This window comes from Streptomyces humi, assembly GCF_001005085.2.
GTDB classification, from domain to species: domain Bacteria; phylum Actinomycetota; class Actinomycetes; order Streptomycetales; family Streptomycetaceae; genus Streptomyces; species Streptomyces humi.
Window position 1 is genome coordinate 12,157 of sequence record NZ_LBMU02000045.1, and the last position, 23,161, is coordinate 35,317.

Annotated in this window: 18 protein-coding genes and 4 pseudogenes; 8 read left to right on the forward strand and 14 right to left on the reverse strand. The window is 73.1% G+C overall.

The features are described 5' to 3' along the window. The first annotated feature begins 113 nt into the window (after positions 1-113). The 3 genes and pseudogenes from ppdK to AAW13_RS46815 all read left to right on the forward strand — a co-directional run. Complete coding sequence (ppdK, locus tag AAW13_RS20735; RefSeq protein WP_071659623.1) at positions 114-2,801, forward strand: pyruvate, phosphate dikinase; 2,688 nt, start codon at positions 114-116, stop codon at positions 2,799-2,801. Positions 2,802-2,844: 43 nt separating this feature from the next. Continuing rightward, on the forward strand, positions 2,845-3,291 hold the full coding sequence (locus tag AAW13_RS20740; RefSeq protein WP_338059053.1) for a hypothetical protein: 447 nt from the start codon (positions 2,845-2,847) through the stop codon (positions 3,289-3,291). Positions 3,292-3,411: 120 nt separating this feature from the next. Further along, positions 3,412-3,864: pseudogene (locus AAW13_RS46815) on the forward strand (pyridoxamine 5'-phosphate oxidase family protein); the annotation flags it as partial. A 147-nt stretch (positions 3,865-4,011) separates the two neighbouring features. On the opposite strand, the gene AAW13_RS44920 reads toward AAW13_RS46815, so the two are convergent. Next, complete coding sequence (locus tag AAW13_RS44920) at positions 4,012-4,392, reverse strand: pyridoxamine 5'-phosphate oxidase family protein (RefSeq protein ID WP_052768553.1); 381 nt, start codon at positions 4,390-4,392, stop codon at positions 4,012-4,014. Here AAW13_RS44920 and AAW13_RS47620 point away from each other — a divergent pair. Both AAW13_RS47620 and AAW13_RS20760 read left to right on the forward strand, forming a co-directional pair. After that, the gene (locus AAW13_RS47620) at positions 4,324-4,554 is read left to right on the forward strand and encodes a hypothetical protein (protein ID WP_338059054.1); all 231 of its coding nucleotides are present in this window, start codon (positions 4,324-4,326) and stop codon (positions 4,552-4,554) included. The genes AAW13_RS44920 and AAW13_RS47620 overlap by 69 nt on opposite strands. Before the next feature lie 99 nt (positions 4,555-4,653). After that, on the forward strand, positions 4,654-5,241 hold the full coding sequence (locus AAW13_RS20760) for an Rv1733c family protein (RefSeq protein WP_046729476.1): 588 nt from the start codon (positions 4,654-4,656) through the stop codon (positions 5,239-5,241). Positions 5,242-5,357: 116 nt separating this feature from the next. Here AAW13_RS20760 and AAW13_RS20765 read toward each other — a convergent pair whose 3' ends face one another. The 13 genes and pseudogenes from AAW13_RS20765 to AAW13_RS20820 all read right to left on the reverse strand — a co-directional run bounded on the left by AAW13_RS20765 (position 5,358) and on the right by AAW13_RS20820 (position 18,783). Continuing rightward, positions 5,358-5,756 (reverse strand): hypothetical protein, encoded by a 399-nt coding sequence (locus tag AAW13_RS20765; protein WP_052768552.1) that lies wholly within the window; start codon positions 5,754-5,756, stop codon positions 5,358-5,360. Between the two features lie 2 nt (positions 5,757-5,758). Next, the gene (locus tag AAW13_RS20770; RefSeq protein WP_046729475.1) at positions 5,759-6,493 is read right to left on the reverse strand and encodes a CBS domain-containing protein; all 735 of its coding nucleotides are present in this window, start codon (positions 6,491-6,493) and stop codon (positions 5,759-5,761) included. A gap of 19 nt (positions 6,494-6,512) precedes the next feature. After that, positions 6,513-9,203: a bifunctional acetate--CoA ligase family protein/GNAT family N-acetyltransferase gene (locus tag AAW13_RS20775; RefSeq protein WP_046729474.1), complete on the reverse strand. Its 2,691-nt coding sequence runs from the start codon at positions 9,201-9,203 to the stop codon at positions 6,513-6,515. Between the two features lie 209 nt (positions 9,204-9,412). Further along, positions 9,413-10,426 (reverse strand): type I glyceraldehyde-3-phosphate dehydrogenase, encoded by a 1,014-nt coding sequence (gap, locus tag AAW13_RS20780; protein WP_046729473.1) that lies wholly within the window; start codon positions 10,424-10,426, stop codon positions 9,413-9,415. A 150-nt stretch (positions 10,427-10,576) separates the two neighbouring features. Further along, positions 10,577-11,047 (reverse strand): annotated as a pseudogene (locus tag AAW13_RS20785) (universal stress protein); the annotation flags it as partial. A 5-nt stretch (positions 11,048-11,052) separates the two neighbouring features. Next, positions 11,053-12,075: a zinc-dependent alcohol dehydrogenase gene (locus AAW13_RS20790; RefSeq protein ID WP_046729472.1), complete on the reverse strand. Its 1,023-nt coding sequence runs from the start codon at positions 12,073-12,075 to the stop codon at positions 11,053-11,055. A 29-nt stretch (positions 12,076-12,104) separates the two neighbouring features. Continuing rightward, positions 12,105-13,010, reverse strand: a complete 906-nt coding sequence (locus AAW13_RS20795) for a universal stress protein (RefSeq protein WP_046729504.1) — start codon at positions 13,008-13,010, stop codon at positions 12,105-12,107. Between the two features lie 163 nt (positions 13,011-13,173). Then, entirely contained in the window at positions 13,174-13,905 is a 732-nt protein-coding gene (gene pflA, locus AAW13_RS20800) for a pyruvate formate-lyase-activating protein (RefSeq protein ID WP_206306258.1), read from the reverse strand. Positions 13,906-13,910: 5 nt separating this feature from the next. Beyond that, on the reverse strand, positions 13,911-16,169 hold the full coding sequence (gene pflB / locus AAW13_RS20805) for a formate C-acetyltransferase (protein WP_046729471.1): 2,259 nt from the start codon (positions 16,167-16,169) through the stop codon (positions 13,911-13,913). Between the two features lie 115 nt (positions 16,170-16,284). Then, positions 16,285-16,662: pseudogene (locus AAW13_RS47790) on the reverse strand (amino acid kinase family protein); the annotation flags it as partial. Continuing rightward, positions 16,653-17,279, reverse strand: a pseudogene (locus AAW13_RS47795) (arginine deiminase family protein); the annotation flags it as partial. The pseudogenes AAW13_RS47790 and AAW13_RS47795, both read right to left, overlap by 10 nt. A gap of 207 nt (positions 17,280-17,486) precedes the next feature. Beyond that, positions 17,487-17,684 (reverse strand): hypothetical protein, encoded by a 198-nt coding sequence (locus AAW13_RS20815; RefSeq protein WP_046729470.1) that lies wholly within the window; start codon positions 17,682-17,684, stop codon positions 17,487-17,489. A 316-nt stretch (positions 17,685-18,000) separates the two neighbouring features. Beyond that, entirely contained in the window at positions 18,001-18,783 is a 783-nt protein-coding gene (locus tag AAW13_RS20820) for a universal stress protein (protein WP_046729469.1), read from the reverse strand. A gap of 592 nt (positions 18,784-19,375) precedes the next feature. On the opposite strand from AAW13_RS20820, the gene AAW13_RS20825 reads away from it, so the two are divergent. From AAW13_RS20825 to AAW13_RS20835, 3 genes are all read left to right on the forward strand, one after another. Further along, positions 19,376-19,657 carry an SHOCT domain-containing protein gene (locus AAW13_RS20825; protein WP_046729468.1) on the forward strand — a complete coding sequence of 94 codons (282 nt, stop codon included), beginning with the start codon at positions 19,376-19,378 and terminating at the stop codon, positions 19,655-19,657. Further along, positions 19,654-20,283 (forward strand): hypothetical protein, encoded by a 630-nt coding sequence (locus AAW13_RS20830; protein ID WP_046729467.1) that lies wholly within the window; start codon positions 19,654-19,656, stop codon positions 20,281-20,283. The genes AAW13_RS20825 and AAW13_RS20830 overlap by 4 nt, the downstream gene beginning before the upstream one ends. Positions 20,284-20,619: 336 nt before the next feature. Beyond that, positions 20,620-22,950, forward strand: a complete 2,331-nt coding sequence (locus AAW13_RS20835) for a heavy metal translocating P-type ATPase (RefSeq protein WP_107483369.1) — start codon at positions 20,620-20,622, stop codon at positions 22,948-22,950. Positions 22,951-23,161: the final 211 nt, after the last annotated feature.

Below are 23,161 nucleotides of genomic sequence, written 5' to 3' on the forward strand. Positions count from 1 at the left end.
CCAGGGGGCCGGTCGGCCCATCGCAGGGGACGGACAGCACCTGCCCCACCGGCCCGGAACGTCCGACGCTGGAGCCGGAAGCAGCTCGTTGTCAGTCGGAGGAGACCGGCGTCATGGCCCGCTACGTGTACGACTTCGCCGGTGGCGGCCGTGACATGGCCGACCTGCTCGGCGGCAAGGGAGCGAACCTGGCCGAGATGACCCGGCTGGGCCTGCCGGTCCCGCCCGGATTCACCGTGACCACCGAGGCCTGCCGGAGCTTCCTGGTCACGGGTGCCGAGCCGGAGGGCATGGCGGAGGAGATCGCCCGGCACCTGTCGGGCCTGGAGGCCGCCGTCGGGCGGTCGCTGGGGCAGCGGGACGACCCGCTGCTGCTGTCCGTGCGCTCCGGCGCGAGGTTCTCCATGCCCGGCATGATGGAGACGGTCCTGGACATCGGCCTGAACGACGACACCGTACAGGGCCTGGCCAAGGCGTCCGGCAGTGAGCGCTTCGCCTGGGACTCCTACCGCCGGCTCGTCCAGATGTTCGGCAGCACGGTGATGGGCGTGGGCCCCGCGCTGTTCGAGGAGGCCATCACCCTGCTCAAGGAGGCCCGCGACGCCCCCGACGACGTCCACCTCGACGCCACCGACCTCGCCTGGCTGGTGGAGACCTACAAGCGGCTGATCCTCGACGAGACGGGACGGCACTTCCCGCAGTCCCCCGCCGAGCAGCTGCGCCTCGCCGTCCGCGCGGTCTTCCGCTCCTGGAACGGCGAACGCGCCCGCGTCTACCGCCGCCGCGAGCACATCGCCGACGACCTGGGCACGGCCGTCACCGTGCAGTGCATGGTGTTCGGCAACCTCGGTCCCGACTCCGGCAGCGGCGTCGCCTTCACCCGTGACCCGGCCACCGGCCGTCCCGGCCTGTACGGCGACTACCTGGCCGACGCCCAGGGCGAGGACGTGGTCGCCGGTATCCGCAACACCGTGCCGCTGGCCGACCTGGAGCGGCTCGACCCGGCCGTTCACCGGCAGCTGCGGAACCACATGACGACCCTCGAGCGGCACTACCGGGACCTGTGCGACATCGAGTTCACCATCGAGCGCGGCCGGCTGTGGATGTTGCAGACCCGGGTCGGCAAGCGCACCGCCGAGGCCGCCTTCGCCATCGCGGCGGAGCTGGCCGAGGAGGGACTCATCACCCCGGACGAGGCACTCGCCCGGGTGAGCGGACAAGGACTGGCCCGGCTGATGTTCCCGCGCTTCGACAGCGCGGTGACCGGCACCGCTCTCGCCCACGGCATCCCGGCCTCGCCCGGCGCCGCGGTCGGCGCGGCCGTCTTCGACTCCGCCGAGGCCGTACGGCGGGCCGCCGCCGGCGAGCGGGTGGTCCTGGTCCGGCAGGAGACGACCCCCGACGACCTGCCCGGCATGCTGGCCGCCCAGGCCGTGCTGACCAGCCGCGGCGGCAAGACAAGTCACGCGGCCGTCGTCGCCCGCGGGCTCGGCAGGGTGTGCGTGTGCGGCGCGGAGCAGCTGACCGTGAACACCGAGGCCCGCCGCTTCACCGCACCCGACGGCACCGTCGTGGAAGAGGGCACGGTCGTCTCGGTGGACGGCTCCGCCGGGGCCGTGTACGCGGGCGAGGTGCCGTTGGTCCCCTCGACCGTGATGCGGTATCTGGAGACCGGAGAACAGCCGGACTCCGTCGTCGCGGCGGTCGCCCGCGCGCTGGAACAGGCAGACGCGGTACGGCGGCTGGAGGTCCGGGCGAACGCCGACACCCCCGAGGACGCGGCCCGCGCCCGCCGGTTCGGCGCGCGGGGCATCGGACTGTGCCGGACCGAGCACATGTTCCTGGGCGAGCGCCGCAAGCTGGTCGAGGAGATGATCCTGGCCCGGGACGACGCCGGGCGCGAGCGGGCGCTGGCGGCTCTGCTGCCGCTCCAGCGGCAGGACTTGACCGGCATCCTGAAGACGATGGACGGCCTGCCCGTCACGATCCGGCTGCTGGACCCGCCGCTGCACGAGTTCCTGCCCGACCGCACCGAACTCGCCGTGCGCGTGGGCGCCGCCGAGGCCCGGGGCGAGCAACCACCCTCGTACGACGTCGAGTTGCTCGCCGCGGTGGACCGGATGCACGAGGAGAACCCGATGCTCGGCCTGCGGGGCGTGCGCCTGGGACTGGTGGTCCCCGGTCTGCTCGCCATGCAGGTGCGGGCGATCGCCGAGGCGGTCGTGGCCCGCACCCGGGCCGGCGGCTCTCCCCAGGCGGAGATCATGGTGCCGCTGGTCGGCGCCGTGGAGGAACTCCGGCTCGCCCGCGAGGAAGTGGAACGCGTCCTGGCCGAAGTGTCCGAGGAGTCCGGCGTACCGCTCGACTGCCCGATCGGCACCATGATCGAGCTGCCCCGGGCCGCGCTCACCGCGGGCCGGATCGCCGAGCAGGCCTCGTTCTTCTCCCTGGGCACGAACGACCTGACCCAGACCACCTGGGGTTTCTCCCGCGACGACGTCGAGGCCGCGTTCTTCACCGCCTACCTCGACAAGGGCGTCTTCCCCACCTCGCCGTTCGAGACGATCGACCGCGAGGGCGTGGGACGACTCGTCCGCATCGCCGTCGACGAGGGCCGTGCCGCACGCCCCGACCTGGAGATCGGCGTGTGCGGCGAGCACGGCGGCGATCCCGAGTCGGTGCACTTCTTCCACGAGGCGGGACTGGACTACGTCTCCTGCTCCCCCTACCGGATCCCGGTGGCCCGGCTGGAGGCCGGCCGGGCCGCCCTCCCCGGGACCGGCGTGAGCGACAGCCGGTGAACAGCCTGTCAGCAGCGAAAGCGAACGAGAGGACGTGGCGCACATGACCACCAGGGACGCCGTACGGGTGCGCGCCCAGGGCGAGGTGGACGAGGAGGTGCTCGGCTTTGTCCGGTCGAAGGTCGACGCGGCCTTCGACCGACTGGGGCTCCCGCCGGCGCAGGGCACGTTGACCGTCGTCCGGGCCGCCGCGCAGCACGTCCAGCGGCCGTGGTCGGCCACGGCCCGGCTCCAGGCGGCCGGTACCGTCGTGGTCGTCCACGCGGAGGAGGCGACGGCCCACGAACTCGCGGGCCGGCTGGAGGACCGGGTGCGCGCGAGTGGAGGAGGCCGTGCACCGGGCGGACACGGCCCGCCGGTCGGCCGCACCGCCACCGTGGCGCGGCGGACCCACGGGACCGGACCGGAGCACCCCGTCCGGCATGTAGGGCCGATCGGCCCAGGTCGCGGGACCAAGAGCACCTGTCCCGGAGCACGGACAGGGACATAGTTGAGTCAGGAGCGGCACCGGTCCCCCGTGGTGCCGCTCCGCCGGTCCCACCGGACCTTCGCCCTCCCGACCAGGCGTGCCCGCCACGCCGACGGACCACTGACCGACGGAAACCCCGCCATGGCCTACGACGACAACCGGCCCGCTCCCGATCCGGGTACGCGCAGGTCCATCGAGCTCGACGCTGTAGAGGCGCTACGGCTGCTGGGCACGGTGTCCCTCGGGCGGATCGTCTTCACCCGGCGGGCGCTGCCCACCGTCCGCCCGGTCAACCATGTGCTGGTCGACGGTGACATCGTCATCCGCACCCACGAGGGCGCCGCCCTGACGTCCCGCACCGGACAGGCCGACGGCACGGGCGTCGTGGTCGCCTACGAGGCGGACCTCATCGATCCGGACACGCACCTGGGCTGGAGCGTGGTGGTGACCGGTTACGCCCACCTGGTGACCGACCCTCGCGAACTCGCCCGGTACGAGGCGCTGTTGCGCCCATGGCTGGACCGGGCCATGGAACACGCGGTCCGTATTCACCCCGAGCTGGTGACCGGGACCGTCCTCGTCGGCGACGCGGGCGAGGTGTCGGGCGAGCGCTCTCTCGTGCGGTACGCGGGCGACGGGCGCCAGGGCGTGCCGCAGGACGGTGCCGGCGACCGGTCCGACGCGCGGGCCGAGCCGGGCGCGGCGCCGACGCCGGCCGACGACCACCGCCCTGCCGGCGGATCAGGACGGGAGGTCCAGTCCGTACGTGCTGCGCCCGCCGACGAGTTGCCGTCCGGTGACCAGTTCGGGCTCGACGCGCACGAAGACCTCGTGCGGCGCGGGCGCCCATGAGCGCGGGCCGGTGCGGGCCAGCCGTTCGTGTACGGCGGGATCGCTCACCACGGTCGCAGGACCGGTGCCGACGACGCCCCAGCCCGACTGCGCGTCGGCGTCGACCGCGTCGCCTTCGAACGCGACCACCGCGCCCGCCCGGAACCCGATCTGTTCCTCGGCCTGCGCGCCGTCTCTTTCCTCGACCGCTCCGGACTCGGCATGCTCTGCCGGAAGCGCAGCCGGATCCGGTCCCGGCACGGCCGTCTCCGCCTCGTTCCAGCGGACCACGCCTTCCTGCGGCTGCTGTGCCGCGCCGGGCTGAACGGCGCCTTCGGACTGTTCCACCCGTCACCCGCCCGCGGACCTCGGCAGCACTGTCCGAGGCGGGCCGACACTTCGGCTGGACACGCTTCGGAGGGCCTGAACGTCCCACTACTGAGGGCTATTTGAGGCCGAGTGACCCAGCGGTGACACCTTCCCGGCCCCTCCCCCGGCGACGCACGGACTGACACCTTCGAGAGCGTCACGACGAGGAGGAGGAACGGTGCGATGCGCGGAGCCAAGAACGCGAAGAAACGTCTGTGGTTGTGGCGGTGGCGGAACAACCCGCTGCGGCGACACGACGACATCCTGGAAGCCTGGCTCGTCCTGGCCGTGTGGGCCTTCGTCGCGTTGGGCGGCGCCGTGGCCGGTACGGTGACGGCCAAGTCCGCCGACGAGGTGTTCGCCCGGCAGCGGGCCGAACGCCGTCCCGTCCAGGCGGCACTCCTCACCAGTGTGCCGACGAGCGCCGTGACCGGCGGGGTGGCGGACGATCGCAGGCTCGCCACGGTCCGGTACACGGCGCCCGACGGGCTCGCCCGCTCCGGCCTCACCCGGGTGGACTCGGGATTGAGCGCGGGCACGTCGGTGGTGGCCTGGGAGGACGGCCGCGGCCACCTGGTCTCCGAGCCACCGAGCGCGGCAGCGGCCGGGGTCGAGGCCGCGGTGCTGGGTACGGCGGCAGCGTGCGCCGCCGCGGGGGCCGTGCTGGGTGCCGGAGCGATCGCCCGGTGGCGGCTGGACGAGCGGCGGACGGCGCTGTGGGGGCAGGAGTGGGATCTCGTCGGACCGCACTGGGGCCACAGGACGGGCTGAGCGATGAAGCCCGCGCTACCGCCCCGGCCGCGCTCCGCTTCGCCTTCGGCAGCGCCCGCGTACCGGGTGGCCGACTCCACGCGGTACACGCTGGCCGGTTGCCCCCGGCAGCGGCCCTACCGCACTTCGGCCTCCCGGAAACCGACCGCGCCGCCTGGCAGGACCAGGAGGTCCAGCTCCTCGCGGACGTACCGCGCCCGTGGCGCGCCCGGCGTCCCGAGGTACAAGTCCTGGACGACGTCGGTTTGTTCACGCCGGCCGAGGCTCCCTGCTCCACTGCTCGACGAACGCGGCGCTGACCGTGATCGGCCGGCCGTCCTGTGCCGTCGGCCGGGAAACCCATGCCTCGATCGCCGGACCACGGCCGCGTCGTAGGGCGTCACGGCGGTGACGGAGCCGGCCGGGCGGGTTCCGCCCGTCAGGCCGTTCTCGCGCCAGGCGTCGGCGACGGCCCGCACGATCCGTGCCGTCGATCCGTTCGTGGTCCCGTCGGTGACCGGCACCGTGCCCGTCATGGTCAGGTGCCTCCTCTCAGCCAGTCGTCGGCTGCGCCGTGCAGGGCCTGCTCCCCGCGGACGCGGGCGTCGTCGACGCGGTGGGTCAGCTGGTCGACCACGTCGACGACGCCGTCGACCTGCCGGGTCATGGAGACGGCGATCTCCGTCTCGGCCTGGCGTTCCATGTGGCCGGTCAGCGTCACGACGCCTTCGGTGACGGAGACCTCGACGGTGCTGGGCGGCACCCACAGGGCGCGTACCAGCACCTCGTCGATGACCTCCTGACGGATCTCCGGGTCCGGGCGGAGGAACACCCGCAGCAGGTCGCGCCGGGTGACGATGCCCACCAGCCGGTTCTCCACGTCGAGGACGGGGAGTCGCTCCACGTGCCGTTCGGCCATGGTGCGGGCCGCTGCCGCGATGGTGTCCTCGGCGTGGACCGTGACCGGCGGTGCGGACATCAGGTCCCCGGCGGTACGGGCGTCGGCCTTGGCGGCCTGCCGCCGGGCACCGCGGGTCCACTGCCCCATCGGCGTCGTACGGTGCCTGTGCTCATAGGGTCCGGCGGTCGCCGCCTGGCGCACCATCAGGTCCGTCTCGGAGACGACCCCGATGACCTTGTCGTCCTCGTCGAGCACCGGCAGGCCGCTGATCCGGTGGTCCGCGAGGAGCCGCGCCACCTCCTTGAACGGGGTGCCGCTGGTGGCGTTGACGACGTCCGTGGTCATCACGGAGCCCACCTTGTCGTGCTTCATGTCCGTTACCTCCTCGGCTTCAGCGCAGCCGGCGCAGATAGGGGTCCTTGGCGTGCCGCGGCAGCAGGCGGATCCGCGCGTCGAGCACGGTGATCCCGCCGGGTGCGGCGAGCACCGGGTTGAGGTCGGCCTCGGCCAGTTGCGGCAGGTCCTCCGCCAGCCGGGACAGCCGCAGCAGAAGCTGCTCCAGACGCTCCAGGTCGACCGGCCCGTCGCCGTCCGCGCCGAACAGCAGGGGTGCGCAGCGCGGGGAGGTGATCAGATCGTGCACGTCGTGGTCGGTGAGCGGGGCGAGCCGGGCGGCGTGGTCGGCGAGTACCTCGGTGGCCGTGCCGCCGAGCCCGAACAGGACGAGCGGTCCGAACACCTCGTCCTGAACGACGCCCGCGAACAGTTCGGTGCCCCGGTCGGACAGCGGCTGGAGCACCACTCCGGTCAGCAGTCCGTGGAAGCGGGTCTCCAGGTCGCGGAAGGCGGCCCGGACCTGCTGCTCGCCGCGCAGGTCGAGATGGACCGCGCGCTCCTGCGTCTTGTGGAGGAGGCCCGGCCAGTGGGCCTTCATCACCACTCGGCCGTCGGCGCCCCGCAACCGGTCCGCGGCGCGTACGGCCTCGTCCTCGGTCTCGGCCCAGGCCCAGCGGATCTGCGGGATGCCGTAGCAGCCGAGCAGGTCGGCGGTGAGCTGGGGATCCGTCCAGCCGCCTTCGGGGTGCGCGGCCAGGTAGGCGTCGGCCAGCGCCCGGGCCCGTTCGGTGTCGATGTCGTCGAGCACGGGCGCGGTGCCGACGGGCCGGGCCAGCCAGGCCTCACGGCGGGCCGCGTGCGCCAGCGCACGGGCGGCGGCCTGCGGCTCGGCATAGCTCGGGATCGTGCCGTCGTCGAGGGCGGGCAGCAGCTTCACCGGCAGGTCCTGCTCCAGGCGCACCGCGACCACGGGCTTCGTCCGGCGGCCCGGTGCCCAGGTGAGGGCCCGGATCAGGTTGTCGCCGGTGGCGGCGGCGACCGCGGTCGGGACGAGGACCACCAGTACGGCGTCGACGCCCGCGGTCCCGATGAGCCGCTCCACGCACCGCCTGAGCTCTTCCTCGCTGACGGCGGCCGTGACGTCGAGAGGGTTGCCGAAGGACGCCCCGTCGGGCAGGACGGCCGCCAGCTCGTCGACCGTCTTCGGTGTGAACTGCGGAAGGGTGAGGCCGGCCTCGGCGCAGGCGTCGGCGGCCAGGACGCCCGCGCCGCCCGCGTTGGTGACGATCGCGACGCGCGTTCCCTCGGGCAGCGTCTGGGAGTACATCAGCGCGGCGGTCTCCAGGAGTTCGCCGACCGAGCGGGTGGCGGTGACACCTGCCTGGTCGAACAGCGCCTGGCGGGTCATGGTGGGGGTGGCGGCCGCGGCGGTGTGCGAGGCGGCGGCCCGGCGGCCCTCCTGCGAGCGTCCCGCGTCCACGGTCAGCACCGGCATCCGCCGGGTGACCCGGCGCGCGGTACGGGAGAAGGCGCGCGGGCTGCCGAAGGACTCCAGGTGCAGCAGCGCCAGGTCGGTGCGGCCGTCCGTCTCCCACCACTGGAGCATGTCGTTGCCGCTGACGTCGTACTTGTCGCCGAGCGAGACGAAGGAGGAGACGCCGATACCCAGCCGGGACAGCCCGTCGAGCAGGGCGATGCCGATGCCGCCGGACTGTACGGCGACTCCGGCGTTGCCCGGGCGCGGGTGGTCGGCGGCGAACGTGGCGTCGAGACGCAGATCGGGGTCCGTGTTGGAGACGCCGAGGCAGTTGGGGCCGACCAGACGCATGCCGTGGGTGCGGCAGGCGGTCAGCAGGGCCCGTGCCTGGGCGGCGTCCAGGCCCGAGGTGACGACGACGAGGGCGCGGACGCCGGCCTTGCCGCACTCCTCGGCGCAGGCCGCGACCCCGGCGGCGGACACCGCCACGATGACGAGGTCCGGGGTCTTCGGCAGGGCGCGGACGCTCGGGTACGAGGGCACGCCGAGCACCGACGTGACGCTCGGGTTCACCGCGAAGAGGCGGCGGGTGCAGCCGCCGGAGTGCAGGTGGTGGAGGATCGCCCGGCCGACCGAGCCGGGCTTGCGGCCCGCGCCGACGACCGCGACGGCGTCCGGGCGCAGCAGCGGCACGAGGCTCGCCACGTCGGCGGCGCGACCGCGGGCCTCGACGGCCGACAGGTAGGCGTCGTCCTCGTCGAGGTGGATGGTGCAGCGCGCTTCCGGGCCCTCGAACCGGCGGGAGGTGCGCAGGCCGAGGTCGGCGAAGAGGCGGAGCACCTCTCGGTTCTCGCTGAGCGCGTCGGCGGTGAAGGTGTCGATGCCGGCGGCACGGGCCGCCGAGACCAGGTGCTCGATCAGCAGGGTGCCGACGCCCCGGTGGTGGATTCCGTCGGCGACGGCGATGGAGATCTCCGCCGGGCCCTCCTCACCGCCGGTGTCGTACTCGGCGAGGCCGAGCACGTCTCCGTGGGCCTCGGCGAGCAGTGCCCGGTGCCCGGGTCGGGGGGCGCAGGCCCGGTCGGCGGCCATGGCGGCCGACCGCCTGCTCACCCCGAAGAACCGCAGACGGAGGTTGTCCGGGGACATGTCGTCGTAGAACCGCTCCAGCCGGTCGTGGTCGGCCGGCACGACGGGGCGGATACAGGTGGTGGTGCCGTCCGCGAGCAGTGCGTGGGCGGGGGGTCGGTCGAGCAGGTCGTCCGTCATCGCGGGTCTCCTCCGAAGCGGTCGGTACTTCGAGCATCCGGTGCGGGCGGAGGTGATCCCATGGGCTGTCCGGGGCGGAGGTGAGGGCCGGTCGGCCCTGCCCCTCCGCCCCGGACGGCCTTGCCCCGCCGTTCCGGACGGCCTTGCCCCGCCGCCCTGGACGGCCTTGCCCCGCCGTTCCGGACGGCCGTGCCCCGCCGTCCCGGTGGTCAGTCCTCGGCGACGAGGGCGGTGAGGTCGAGGAGGCGGTTGGTGTAGCCCCACTCGTTGTCGTACCAGCCGAAAACCTTGACCAGGGTGCCGTTGGCCTGGGTGAGGGCCGGGTCGAAGACGCAGGCGGCCGGGTCACCGATGACGTCGCGGGAGACGATGGGGGCTTTCGAAACTCGCAGGATGCCGTTGAGGGGGCCCTCTGCGGCGGCCTCGAACGCCGCGTTGATCTCCTCCGCGGTCGCCTCGCGGTCCAGGACCACAGCGAGGTCGGTGAGCGAGCCGTCCTCCACCGGAACCCGTACGGCGATCCCGTCCAGGGCCCCGGCCAGCTCCGGCACCACCAGGCCCACCGCGCGGGCGGCGCCCGTGCTGGTCGGGATGATGCTCAGCGCCGCCGAGCGGGCCCGGCGCAGGTCCTTGTGCGGGCTGTCGAGGAGGGACTGGTCGTTGGTGTAGCCGTGGATGGTGGTCATCACCCCGCGGTCGATGCCGAAGGTCTCGTGCAGCACCTTCACCATGGGGGCGACGCAGTTGGTGGTGCAGGAAGCGGCCGAGACGACTTGGTGCCGCTGCCGGTCGTAGCTGCGGTCGTTGACCCCCATCACGATGGTGGCGTCCACGTTCTTGCCGGGCGCCGACAGCAGCACCGTGCGGGCCCCCGCCTTCAGGTGCAGGGCCGCCGAGTCGCGGTCCCGGAAACGCCCGGTGGACTCGACGACGATCCCGGCCCCGTAGTCGGACCAGTGCAGGGCGGCCGGGTCGCGCTCCGCGGTGACGGCGATGCGCTGCCCGTCGACGGTGATCGAACTGTCGTCGTGCACGACCTCGCGCCCGATGTGCCCGAACGTCGAGTCGTACTCCAGGAGATGGGCGAGGGTGGCCGGTGAGGTGATGTCGTTGATCGCGACGACCTCGACGTCCTGGGTACCTGCTTCGGCTCGGTCGAGGGCGGCGCGCAGGCAGGTGCGGCCGATCCGGCCGAAGCCGTTGATGCCGACGCGTACGGTCATGGTGGCGAACTCCTTTCCGCGTGGGGGTGTTCAGGCGTTCCGGTTCCGGTCGGCGACCTCGTGCAGGCCGGTGCCGTGGTCGCGGATCCGGGCGTGGCGGTGGGCGCGGCGGCCGGCGAGGCGGTGGACCGGCCAGGACCGGTGGAGATCGCCCACCACCACCCGGCCGTGGACCGGGGTCGCGGCCTGGTTGTCGTGGCTGCCTCGGACCACGACCATCGGACAGTGCGCGTGTCCGGCGACGGTCAGGCTCACGGAGCCCAGCAACGCCTCGGCGAGGCCGCTGCGCCCCCGGGTGCCGGTCACCAGCAGGGCGGCCTCCCGGCTCTCCCGGACCAGCGCGTACTCGGGCTCCTCGACCAGTACCTCGGTGGACACCGTCACGGCGGGATGACGCTGGCGGGCGCGCCGCGCCGCTGTGTCGACGATGTCGTCGGCCGTGCTCTCCTCGGACGGCTTGTGCAGGTCGTGGGCGAGGCCGGTGCCCTCGTAGCGCTCCCACAGCGAGGCGTGCACCAGCCGGAGCGGCGTGCCGCGCAGGACGGCCTCGTCGGCCGCCCAGTCGACGGCCCGCAGACTCGCCTCGGAGCCGTCGACACCGACGACGATCGGCTCAGTCACCGTCCTCACCGGCCCGTGGCGAGGTCGAAGACGATCCGGGCCTTGACCTGGCCGCGCAGCACCTCGTCGATGGACTCGTTGACGGAGTCCAGCGGGCGGGTCTCACTGATGACCTGGGTCTGTCCCGCCGCGTGCAGCTGGAAGACCTCGGCGAGGTCCTGGCGGGTGCCGACGATGGAGCCGATGACGCTGGTGCCGTTCAGGACGGTGTCGAAGACCGGGACACGGACGGTGCCGTGCGCGGGCAGCGCCACCATGACCAGCTTGCCGCCGCGCCGCAGCCCGGAGTTGACGGCCTCGAAGGCGGCGTCGTCGACGGCGAGGGCGATGGCCGCGTGGGCGCCGCCGTGCCGCTTGAGCACCGCGCCGACATCGTCCTTGCGGGCGTCGATGACGAGGTCGGCGCCGAGCGCCGTGGCGAGTTCGAGCTTCTCGTCGGTGACGTCGACGGCCGCGACGGTGGCTCCGGCGATCTTCGCGTACTGCACCGCGAGATGGCCGAGGCCCCCGATCCCGGAGACCGCGACGAGCTGGGTGGGCCGCGCACCGGCCACCTTGAGTGCCTTGTACGTCGTCACGCCGGCGCAGGTCAGCGGGGCGGCGTCGACGGCCGTGACGCCGTCGGGCACGGGCTGGGCGAAGTCCGCCCAGGCCAGCATCTTCTCGGCGTACCCGCCGTCGCAGCCGTAGCCGGTGTTGACCTGCTGCTCGCACAGGGTCTCCCAGCCGGAAAGGCAGTGCTCGCACCGCCCGCACGCCTTGCCGAGCCACGGGACGGCCACCCGCTGCCCGATGCTCAGGTGGGTGACGCCCTCGCCGAGCTTCTCGACGCGTCCGACACCCTCATGACCGGGCACGAACGGCGGGTTCGGCTTGACGGGCCAGTCGCCGCGCGCGGCGTGGACGTCGGTGTGGCAGAGCCCGGACGCCTCGACGCGGATACGGACCTCGCCGGGTCCGGGCTCGGGGTCGGGGCGGTCCTCGATGACCAGGGGCTCGCCGAAGGCTCGTACGACCGCTGCCTTCATGGTGTCTGCTCCTCAGGGGTTCAGGTGGGTCAGCCGTGCGCAACCACGGCGACGGGGGCGGTGGAGTGGTGCAGGACGGCGTGGGTGACGTGGCCGATGTGCGCGCCGAGACCGCCCGTGCGGATCCGGCGGCCGACGACGACCAGCGAGGCGTCCCGGGCCGCTTGCAGCAGGGTCGACGCGGCACTGCCGTACCGGCTCGCCTCGACCACCTCGACGTCCGGGAACTTCTGCCGCCAGGGGCGGAGCACCTCGGCCAGCTCGGCCGCCATGTGCCGCCCGAACGTGTCCCTGGGGTCGTAGCCGACGGCTGCGCCGTACTCGTAGGTGGGGGGCAGGCTCCAGCCGTGGACGACCCGCAGCCTCGCGGCACGGCGGGCGGCGTTGTCGAAGGCGAAGCCCAGCAGTGCCTCGTCCGGTTCCTCGATGTCGAGCCCGAGGACGACAGGCCGGAACGGTGCCGCCGCGGACGGCATGCCCGCGGGGTCCGTCAGATGCTCGTCGGCTGCCTGCTCCCCCGCTCTGACCAGCACCACCGGCCGCCGGGCGTGGGCCGCTACGTGCAGCCCGACGGAGCCGAGCAGGAAACCGCCGAAGCCGCCGAGGCCTCGGGAGCCGAGGGCGAGCAGTTCGGCGGCGTCCGCCTCCTGGGTCAGCAGCTCTCGTGGGCCCCCGGTGAGCAGTTCGGTGATCATTTCGACACCGGGGTGGCGGAGCCGGAGTCCCTCCGCGGACTCCTGCTGAAGCTCCTCGGCCCAGGTCGCCCGGGGCTCGGCTCCGACCGGCGGCGCCTGTGCGACATGGGCAGGAGCGGGCTCCCGCACATGGACGATTTTCAGGACCAGACCGCGCTGTCCTGCCTCTCGGGCGGCCCATTCGGCGGCGGCCCGGCTCTCGGGCGAGGCGTCGAGGCCTACGGTGACGGTACGGAGCATGATCTCCACCTCCTGGGGAGCGGGATCCGCCGGCCGAGCGGGCCGGGCGCGGCGGATTCGAGTTCAGCGTCGGGTCCGGGCGCGGTCGCAGGGCATGGGCCAGTGGTCCCGGGCGGGGGACCGACCGACCCCGGCCGGCGGTCGTGCATCGCCGGCCCGCCGGTCAGCAGGCCGCCAGTCCCTGCGCGCGGAACTGCTCCCGTACCCGTTCGACCAGGTCCGCGGAGGGACGTGGTGCGTCGCGCAGCCGGAAGGGGATACCGAGCGCGTCGTACTTCGCCGCGCCGAGCTTGTGGAACGGCAGGATGTCCACCCGTCGCACGGCCGGCAGGCCGGCGACGAAGCGGGCCAGGCCGTCGACGGCCTCCGGGGCGTCGGTCCAGCCCGGGACCAGCACGTAGCGGATCCACATGGGTACGCCGAGGCGGTCGAGCCGGGCGGCGAAGGTCAGGGTGGGGGCGAGGTCGCCACCGGTCAGAGCCCGATAGGTGGGGACGTCGAAGGCCTTGATGTCCAGCAGGACCAGATCGGTGTCGGCGAGGAGGGAGTCCGGGGCGCGGGCGCCGAGGAAGCCCGAGGTGTCGAGGGCGGTGTGCAGCCCGGCCTCCTGGCAGCGGCGCAGGATCTCGCCGGTGAAGGCGGGTTGCAGGAGTGGTTCGCCGCCGGTGACGGTCACTCCGCCGCCGGCCGTGGTGACGAAGGCGCGGTATCTCCCGATCTCGGCCATGACCTCCTCGACGGTTGTCTCCCGGCCGTCGCGCATGTGCCAGGTGTCGGGATTGGCGCAGTACAGGCAGCGCAGGGGGCAGCCGGAGACGAAGAGGACGAACCGGGTCCCGGGACCGTCCACGCCGGTGGACAGGTCCCAGGAGTGGATCCGGCCGGTCGCCGTCATCGTGCTCACAGCGATCCGTGGAAGGTGCGGCTGATCACGTCGAGCTGCTGCTCGCGGGTCAGGCGGACGAAGTTGACGGCGTAGCCGGACACGCGGATGGTCAGGTCCGGGTACTTCTCCGGGTGCGCCATCGCGTCCTCCAGAGTGGTCCGGTCGAGGACGTTGACGTTCATGTGGAAGCCGCCGGCCGCCGTGTAGGCGTCGAGGATGCCCACCAGGTGGCCGGCGCGTTCGGCCGGGTTGTGGCCCAGGCCCTCGGGCGTGATCGTCGTGGTCAGGGAGATGCCGTCGCGGGCTTGCTCGTAGGGCAGCTTGGCCACCGAGAGGGCGGAGGCCGCCACCCCGTGGCGGTCGCGGCCGTTCATGGGGTTGGCGCCGGGGGCGAAGGGCTGTCCGGCGCGGCGGCCGTCGGGGGTGTTGCCGGTGTGTTTGCCGTAGACGACGTTCGAGGTGATGGTGAGGACGGACTGGGTGTGCTCGGCTCCCCGGTAGGTGGGGTACTGGCGGACCTTCGCCATGAAGGACTCCACCAGGCCGACGGCGATGTCGTCGGCGCGGTCGTCGTTGTTGCCGTACGCCGGGAAGTCGCCGTCCGTGCGGAAGTCGACGGCGAGTCCGGTGGCGTCCCGCAACACCTTGACCCGGGCGTACCGCACGGCGGACAGACTGTCGGCGGCGACCGAGAGACCGGCGATGCCGCATGCCATGAAGCGGTGCACGGGGTAGTCGTGCAGGGCCATCTCGATGCGTTCGTAGGCGTACTTGTCGTGCATGTAGTGGATGACGTTGAGTGCGTTGACGTACGTCCGGGCCAGCCAGTCCAGGACGTGGTCGTAGGCCGCCGACAGTTCCTCGTGGTCGAGGTACTCGCCGGTCAGCGGGGGCATGGCGGGCGCGACCTGTTCGCCGGTCATCTCGTCGCGGCCGCCGTTGACGGCGTACAGCAGGGCTTTGGCGAGGTTGACCCGGGCGCCGAAGAACTGCATCTGCCGGCCGACCCGCATGGCCGACACGCAGCAGGCGATCGCGGTGTCGTCGCCGGTGCGCGGGCGCATCAGTTCGTCGGACTCGTACTGGACGGCGCTGGTGTCGATCGAGACCCGGGCGCAGAACTCCTTGAAACCGGCGGGCAGCCGTGGCGACCACAGCACGGTCAGGTTGGGTTCGGGGGCGGGGCCGAGGTTGTAGAGAGTCTGTAGAAACCGGAAGGAGGTGCGGGTGACCAGGGGGCGGCCGTCCTCGCCCATGCCGCCGATGGACTCCGTCACCCAGGTCGGGTCACCGGAGAACAGGGCGTCGTACTCCGGGGTGCGCAGAAATCGCACGATCCGCAGCTTGATCACGAAGTCGTCGATCAGTTCCTGCGCACGGTTCTCGACGATGACGCCGTCGGCCAGGTCCCGTTGGAGGTAGATGTCGAGGAAGGTGGAGGTGCGGCCGAGTGACATCGCTGCGCCGTTCTGCTCCTTCACGGCGGCCAGGTAGCCGAGGTAGAGCCACTGCACCGCCTCGTGTGCGGTGGCGGCGGGCCGTGAGACGTCGCAGCCGTACATCGCCGCCATCTGCGTCAGCTCACCCAACGCCCTTATCTGCTCAGCGAGTTCCTCCCGGTCACGGATGACCTCGGTGCCGGACCCGCAGGCGTCGAGCTTGGCCCGCTCGGCCTTCTTGGCCTCGATCAGCCGGTCTGTGCCGTAGAGCGCCACGCGCCGGTAGTCGCCGATGATCCGGCCGCGGCCGTAGGCGTCGGGCAGCCCGGTGATGACGCCTGCCTTGCGGGCGGCGCGCATCTCGGGCGTGTAGGCGTCGAAGACGTCGTCGTTGTGGGTCTTGCGGTAGGTGCCGAAGACGCGGGTCACGAACGGGGCGGGCTCGTAGCCGTACGCCCGCAGGCCGTTCTCCACCATCCGCAGCCCGCCGTTGGGCATGATCGCGCGCTTGAGCGGGGCGTCCGTCTGGAGGCCGACGATCAGCTCGCGGTCACGGTCGATGTAACCGGGTGCGTGCGAGGTGATCGTGGACGGGGTGGCGGTGTCGACGGCGAGGACGCCCCGGCGCCGCTCCTCGGGGAACAGTGAACTGACCTTCTCCCAGACCGTACGAGTCCGCTCGGTGGGGCTGTTCAGGAACTCCGGGCCACCCTCGTACGGGGTGTAGTTGGCCTGGATGAAGGCGCGCACGTCGATGTGCTCGCACCAGTGGGTGCCGGCGAAGCCGCGCCAGGGATCGGTCGTGCGAAAGCCGGCGGTCGTGGTGGCCGTCATCGTCGGTTCTCTCCTCGCCTCGGTGGCTCTCACTCCGGATGGTGGTCGCTGGCGGCGATCACAGGGAGTGCCGCCCGGTCCCGGTCGCGGGGCCGGACGGCCCCCGCGCAGCCGCTCACTGGCCCATGAGGTCCGGGCGGACCAGGGTCCCCGAGCGGCCGTGGACGATCTCGTACGCGGCGTCCAGGGCGCCGATGGCGGCCAGCCCGCCGGTGCGCTCGACGAACCGGGCGGCGGCCTCCGTCTTGGGGCCCATGGAGCCGTCCGGGAAGCCGCCCTGGCGCAGTCGGCTCGGGGTGGCGTCGTCCAGCGGGCGCTGTCGCTCGGTGCCGTAGCCCTCGTACACGCACGGCACGTCCGTGAGGATGAGCAGGAAGTCGGCCTTGAGCTCCGCGGCGAGCAGGGCGGCGGTGAGGTCCTTGTCGACGACCGCCTCGACGCCGGTGAGGGCTCCGGTGTCGGGGTCCGCGGTGACGGGGACGCCTCCGCCGCCCGTGCCGCACCGTCGAGCAGGGATGTGCCGGCGAACAGCGGGTGGAAGCGGTAGATGGCCTCGGCGTGCAGGCTCTCGCGCCGCCGGGCCGGCTTGGCCATCGGGTTGACCGACGGACGGTCGTAGATCCAGCAGGAGTTGTCGCGCGGGAAGAGGTGGTTCGGCAGGGGCGCGAGCGCGAAGTCGTCCGCGTCCAGCGCGCTCCAGACGAGGCTGTGCGGTGTGGCCAGCGGCAGGTCGCTCTTGAGGATCCCGCCGATGAGGTATCCGGCGAGCGTCTCGCCGTCGAGTTCGGCGCACAGGTCGCGGACGGGGTCGACGAGGGCGGGGCCGACGGTGGCCGGGGTGACGACCCGCTCCAGCAGCCAGTCTCGGGCCTCGGGGATGCCGAGGGACCCGGCGAGCAGGTCGGCGAAGTAGTGGACGCGGGTGCCGTGGTCGCGGAGCACCTGGGCGAAGGCGTCATGTTCCTCGCGGGCGCGCTTGGCCCACAGGATGTCGTCGAAGAGCAGCGCGTCGACGTTGCGCGGGGTGAGACGGGCGAGTTCCAGGCCCGGGCGGTGCAGGATCACCTGGCGCAGCGGGCCGACCTCGGAGTCGACGTGAAAGGTGTTCATGGCGGGGACTTTCTGCCGGCGGGGCAGGAGGGCGGTCGTAGGGGGGCGGAGGTACGGCCCGGAGGTACGAGGCAGGAGGTACGAGCGGCGGTGTTGCGGAGGCCGCTCGCACGGTCGGCGGTGGCACGGAGGCCGGTCGTGTGATCGGCCTCGGCTAGGAAGCCGGTCGTGTGATCGGCCCCGGCTCGGAAACCGGTCGTGTGGTGGTCAGTCGTGGAGGTGGGCGTCGTCGCGCCCGCGGCGGCCGCCGACGCGGTTGGTGCGCAGGGCGCGGGAGAGGCGCGGGGCGGGCGGAAGGGTGTCCGGCGCCCGCTGCTCCTGGGACGGGAGCATGACCGTCCGCGCGGCCGTGGCCGCCTCGCCGTAGACGCCCTGGCCCCGCTTGAGCCAGACGTAGACCGGCACGCCCAGCAGGAGAACGAACAGCCCGTAGTAGACGGTCTGGTAGCCGCTTCCTGACTCCCGTCCCGATGATGCTGCCGATCACGAGGGCGGATGCGGCCGGGAGGCCAAGGGCGGCCGGAGGCGCGGCGCGCTTTCCGGCCGTCGGGGTCGTGGACATGGCTGTGCTCCTTGTGCGTGGCGCTGACAAGTGCCGGGCGCGGTGATCGGTGGGGATGCGCAACCGATGGTTCTGCGCCGTGCCGTGCGGCGGGAGCGGCCGTACGGCCCGCGGACGTGCTGATGGTCCCGGGACGGCGCTCCGGGATCACGCCGGACGTCACGCCTTCCCGGCCGGGACCACGGCGACGGAGCAGTGCCCGTGCCGCAACAGCGTGCGGCCTGCCGAGCCCGGGGCGAGTCCCTGCCTGCCATGTGCGCCGACGACCACGAGTTGGGCGTCCGCGACGGCTCGGAGCAGGGCGCGGCGGGTGCGCCCCCGGCGCGGGCGCACGGTGACCTCCGGATACCGCTTGCGCAGCGCGGGGATCGCCCCACCTGGGCCGTCGAGCAGCCGCGCGGCGGAGACGGTCAGCGCGTGCGGGACGACCAGGTCGGCGCCGCGTGCCGAGGCCTCGGCGAAGGCGAACTCGGCGGCCCGCCAGGAACCCGACGGAGCGCCGACCGCCAGCACGACGGTGCCGGACGGGGTCGGACGGCCCCGTGTCACCAGCACGGGGCACTGGCCGGGCGCGATCAGCCGACCGATGCCGGAGCCGCGTGGGAGCGGACCGCCCAGCACCGCGAGCGACGCGTCCTCCGCCTCGGACTTCAGCACGGTGACCGGCTCGCCGATCAGGACGTCACTGGTGATCGACAGGTGCGGGGCGACCCGGAGCGCGCGGCGCTCGGCCTCGGCGAGCAGGCCCTTCACCCGGTCGCGGAGCCCGCCGCCGTCCGGATCCCAGCCCGCGGCGTCGGACCACTCGTCCCGCGCGGGCGAGGCCAAGGCATGCGCCAGCCTGAGTCCCACCCCGTGCCGGCGGGCCTCCCAGGCGGCGGTCTCCACCGCGGCCCGGCTCGACGGTGAGCCGTCCACTTCCACGACAACCGGACCGTTCATGGCGGCCCTCCCCTTCTTCTTCGCGGGTCCTCTCCCGGGCACCGGGACGCGGCGGCATGGTGCGGCCGGGGCCCGTAGCCGGGCGGCAACCGCCGCACTGTCCGGGTGTCAGCGTCCGCCTGACCGTTGGGGCCCGCACTGGGCCGTCCGGACCCAGCGGCGCACCGACCGGCCCTCCTCAGGGGCTTGCGGGCGCGGAGTCCGGTAGCGGCAACAACTGCGCGGCGCCCTTCCTCCGCTGCCGTGCCGGCACCGGAGGTGTGTGTCATGAACGGCTCCACGGCTGACGGCCTGTGGTCGACCGGCCTCGACCGGCCGAGGACCGTCGTGAACGGCACCTCGCCGCCGTCGTCCCCGCCGTCGCCTGGGGGTTGGAGGCCCTGCGCCGGGGACACGCCGGTGTGGACCTGATCGCGGTGGCGGCCCTCGGCGGCACCACGGTATTCGCGAGCTCTGAGCGTCAGGTGGCTACCGCACGCCTGCCTCTGCTCAGTGGAGCCGATCGGTCCGGCGATCGAGCCGAAGGGCCCCTGTCCCGCGCCGTACTCCGTGCGGAGAGTGGGGAGCAGAAGCCGCCTTGGAGGTGGGCACAATGATGTACTGGGACAACGGCTGGGGCGGTGGCTGGGCCTGGATGGCCCTGATGCCGCTGCTGTGGATCGCGCTGGTCGGCCTGGCCGTCTGGGCGGTGATCCGCCTGACGCAGGGTTCGGCCCACGGGCGTCCGGAGCACAGCCGCGGCTGGGAGAGCCAGGAGCACCGGGAGAGCCCGGAGGAGATCCTCGACCGCCGCTACGCGTCCGGTGAGATCGACACGGACACCTACACCGAGACCCGCGAACGTCTCGCCACACACCGTCCGAGGCCACGGTGACCAGGCCCCGCGGCCGCTGGCTGCAACTGACCGTACTGGTCGCCTCGCTGGCAGGTCTGATCGCCTCGATCGTGTGGACGGCAGACAGCTCCCCGTCGTGGCGACCGGGCCCCTGGACGATGACGCGTGCGGTCTCCCGCGAGGGCCAGGTGCACGACCTGGCCGGCGCCGGACGCGCCGCGGCACGTTTCGGCGACCGGTGGGACCTGCACGTCGGGGAGGTCATGCGGTTCAGCAACGGCTACTACGCCCAGCTCCTCGACTCCGGCGGCAATGGCGCCACCGCGGTCCTCGTCGACTCGCTCAGCGGCACCGTCCGGCTGGAGTTCGGCCCGGCCATGATGTGGAACACGGCCTACGGCATGATGCCCGCCGGCACCCGGCCCGGCACCGAGGCGATCGGACCCGACCAGGCGGTGCGGATCGCCGACCGGTGGCTGAGCGAGCACCGGCCCGGGCTGCACGCTGCCGAACCCGACCGGTTCCCCGGCTACTTCACGCTGCACACCCTGCGTGACGGCCGGATCGTGGGCATGCTCTCGGTGAACGCGAGCACCGGCCAGGTCTGGTACCACACCTGGCACGGCCGCTTTCTCCAGATGCAACGGCACACCGGCAGCACATGACCCGTCCTCCGTGGCAGGAGGAGCACTGCACCACGCCCCTGATACGCAGGGCGGAGAACGCTCCCCGAACTGGTCGGGCCTCGGCGCACGGGACCACCCCGTCGTGAAGGACCGGGCGGCACCCGATCGACTGCGGGTCCGTGCCGCCGAGTCGTCGCCCCCCGCTCCCCTGGTCATCCGCCCTGACCGTGGCCCGGTCATGACCGAAAAGGGCAGCCATCGTCCGCATGGCCCTGAAGCAGGGTCGGACGTCCCCTCCCGTCGGCACCCGGTGGCGCGGTGTGCTGGAGGGGGACCGGCCCCACGATCGTCGCGCCGGACGGACCGAGGTACGCCATGACCCACCACACGTTCAGCACACGGCTGCGCCACCTGGCCCCGGCACTCGTGTCGTCACGCCTCGAACCCGTTCTCCTGGCCGTCACCGCAGCCGCTCTGGCGGGCGGCGGCATCGCCTGGCTCACGGGCGCCGGCAATCTGGCCGACCTCCTCTGGGGGCTCGGTGCCCTGTCGGCCGTCGTCCCCGCCGTGGGATGGGTGCTCGCCGCGCTGCGACAGGGGAACGCGGGTGTCGACCTCATCGCCGTGCTCGCGCTCGGCGGCACTCTGGCCGTCCACGAGTACCTGGCCGGTGCGCTGATCGCGCTGATGCTCGCCACGGGCCGCACCCTGGAGGCCGCGGCCCAGCGGCGCGCCTGTCACGACCTGCGGGCCCTGCTGGAGCATGCGCCCCGTTCCGCGCGCCGCCGTACCGGGGCCGGCGTGGTCACGGTGCCACTCGCCGAGGTCACCGTCGGTGACCTGCTCGTGGTCGGTCCGGGCGAGGTGGTCCCCGTCGACGGCCGGGTGCGGAGCGAGGCTGCTGTTCTCGACGAGTCGGTACTCACCGGGGAGTCCCTTCAGGTAGAGCGGGCCCGGGACGAGCCGGTGCGCAGCGGGGTGGTCAACGCCGGAGGCGCGTTCGAGCTGCGGGCCACGGCCACCGAGCGGGACAGCACCTATGCCGGGATCGTGCGGCTGGCCCGGCAGGCCGGCGCCGAGTCCGCGCCGGTCGTGCGGCTCGCCGACCGCTACGCGGCCTGGTTCCTCCCGCTGTCCCTGGTGGTGGCGGGACTGGCCTGGCTGGTCAGCGGCTCCACGGTACGGGCGGTGGCCGTCTTGGTGGTCGCCACGCCCTGTCCGCTGCTGCTGGCCGCCCCTGTCGCGATCGTCTCCGGCCTCTCCCGTGCCTCCCGCCTCGGAGTCGTCATCCGCGACGGCGGCGCCCTGGAGAACCTCGGGCGCGCCCGCACCCTCCTGCTCGACAAGACCGGCACCCTCACCCGCGGCCGCCCACGCGTCCTCGACGTGATCGCCGCGCCCGACATCAAGCCCGCTGAAGTCCTCCGCCTCTCGGCGTCGCTCGACCAGTACTCCCCGCACGTCCTCGCCCGGGCCATCGTCGACACCGCCCGGGAACGCGGTCTGGTGCTCTCGGTCCCCTCCGACGTGACGGAGGAGCCCGGCCGGGGCGCCACGGGCACGGTGGACGGACACCGGATCTCCGTAGGCCGTATGGGCGCCGTGACCGTCCGGCCGGGCTGGGCGAAGGCAGTCGACAACCGCGCGCTTCTCGACGGCGCGGCCGTCGCCTGGCTGACCGTCGACGGAGCCGCGGCCGGTGCCGTGCTCCTGCGCGATCCCCTGCGCCACGACGCCCCGCGCACCCTGCGCCACCTGCGTGCGGCGGGCATCGACAGGTTGCTGATGCTCACCGGCGACCGCGCCGCGCCCGCCCATGAGGTCGCCGCCGTTCTCGGCCTCGACGACGTACGCGCGGAACTCGGTCCGGCCGACAAGGTCGCCGCCGTACGCGCGGAACGAGAACGCGCGGTCACCGTGATGGTCGGCGACGGCGTCAACGACGCGCCTGCCCTCGCCGCCGCCGACATCGGCGTCGCCATGGGTGCCCGCGGCTCCACCGCCTCCTCTGAGGCCGCCGACATCGTGCTCACCTCGGACCGCGTCGACCGCTTGGCCGACGCCGTGACGATCGCCCAGCGTGCCCGGCGCATCGCTGTCCAAAGTGCCCTGGGGGGCATGCTGATGTCCCTGGCCGCCATGGCCGCGGCCGCCGCCGGCCTCCTGCCGCCCGCGGCCGGCGCCCTGCTCCAGGAGGGCATCGACATCGCCGTCATTCTCAACGCGCTGCGCTCTCTGCGCGTCGGCCAGGGCGCGCGGCCGGCCGTCACGCCCGCCGCCGAAGCTCTCATCCACCGTTTCGCCGCCGAACACGACGACCTCCAGGACGTCCTGGAAGCCGTGCGCGACGCGGCCGACCGCCTCTGCGACAGTCCCGGGCCCCAGGCCCTGGCGGCCGTCGCGGAGACCCACCGGCTGCTGACCGAACGGCTGCTGCCGCACGAGTACGCCGAGGAGCACGAGCTCTACCCCGCTCTCGCGCCGTCGCTCGGCGGTCCGGAGGCCACCGCCACCATGAGCCGCGCCCACGCCGAGATCGAACGTCTCTCCCGCCGCATCGCCACCCACCTGCGGCTCGCCCGTGCCGACGGTGGCCTGGCCACCGAGCAACTCGACGATCTGCGCTCCTGCCTCTACGGCCTGAACACCGTGCTGCGCCTGCACTTCACCCAGGAAGAGGAGAACTACTTCTCCCTCGCACCGTGACCGAGTCGTGGGCACGGCCGGGCGGGGTCGGCTGACTGGCCGGGGAGCGGTACCGAGTGGTCCGGGAGCAGGACCGATGATCCACCGCTTCCTTGGGCCGGACGTCGGGCTGCCAGGGACTTTCGGCCCTGTGGTGTGCGGCGGCCGCGTCCCATGGTGGGAGGAACCGGGGAACCGAGCGGCAACTGGCTCTCGGCCGGCGGTCCGTCGG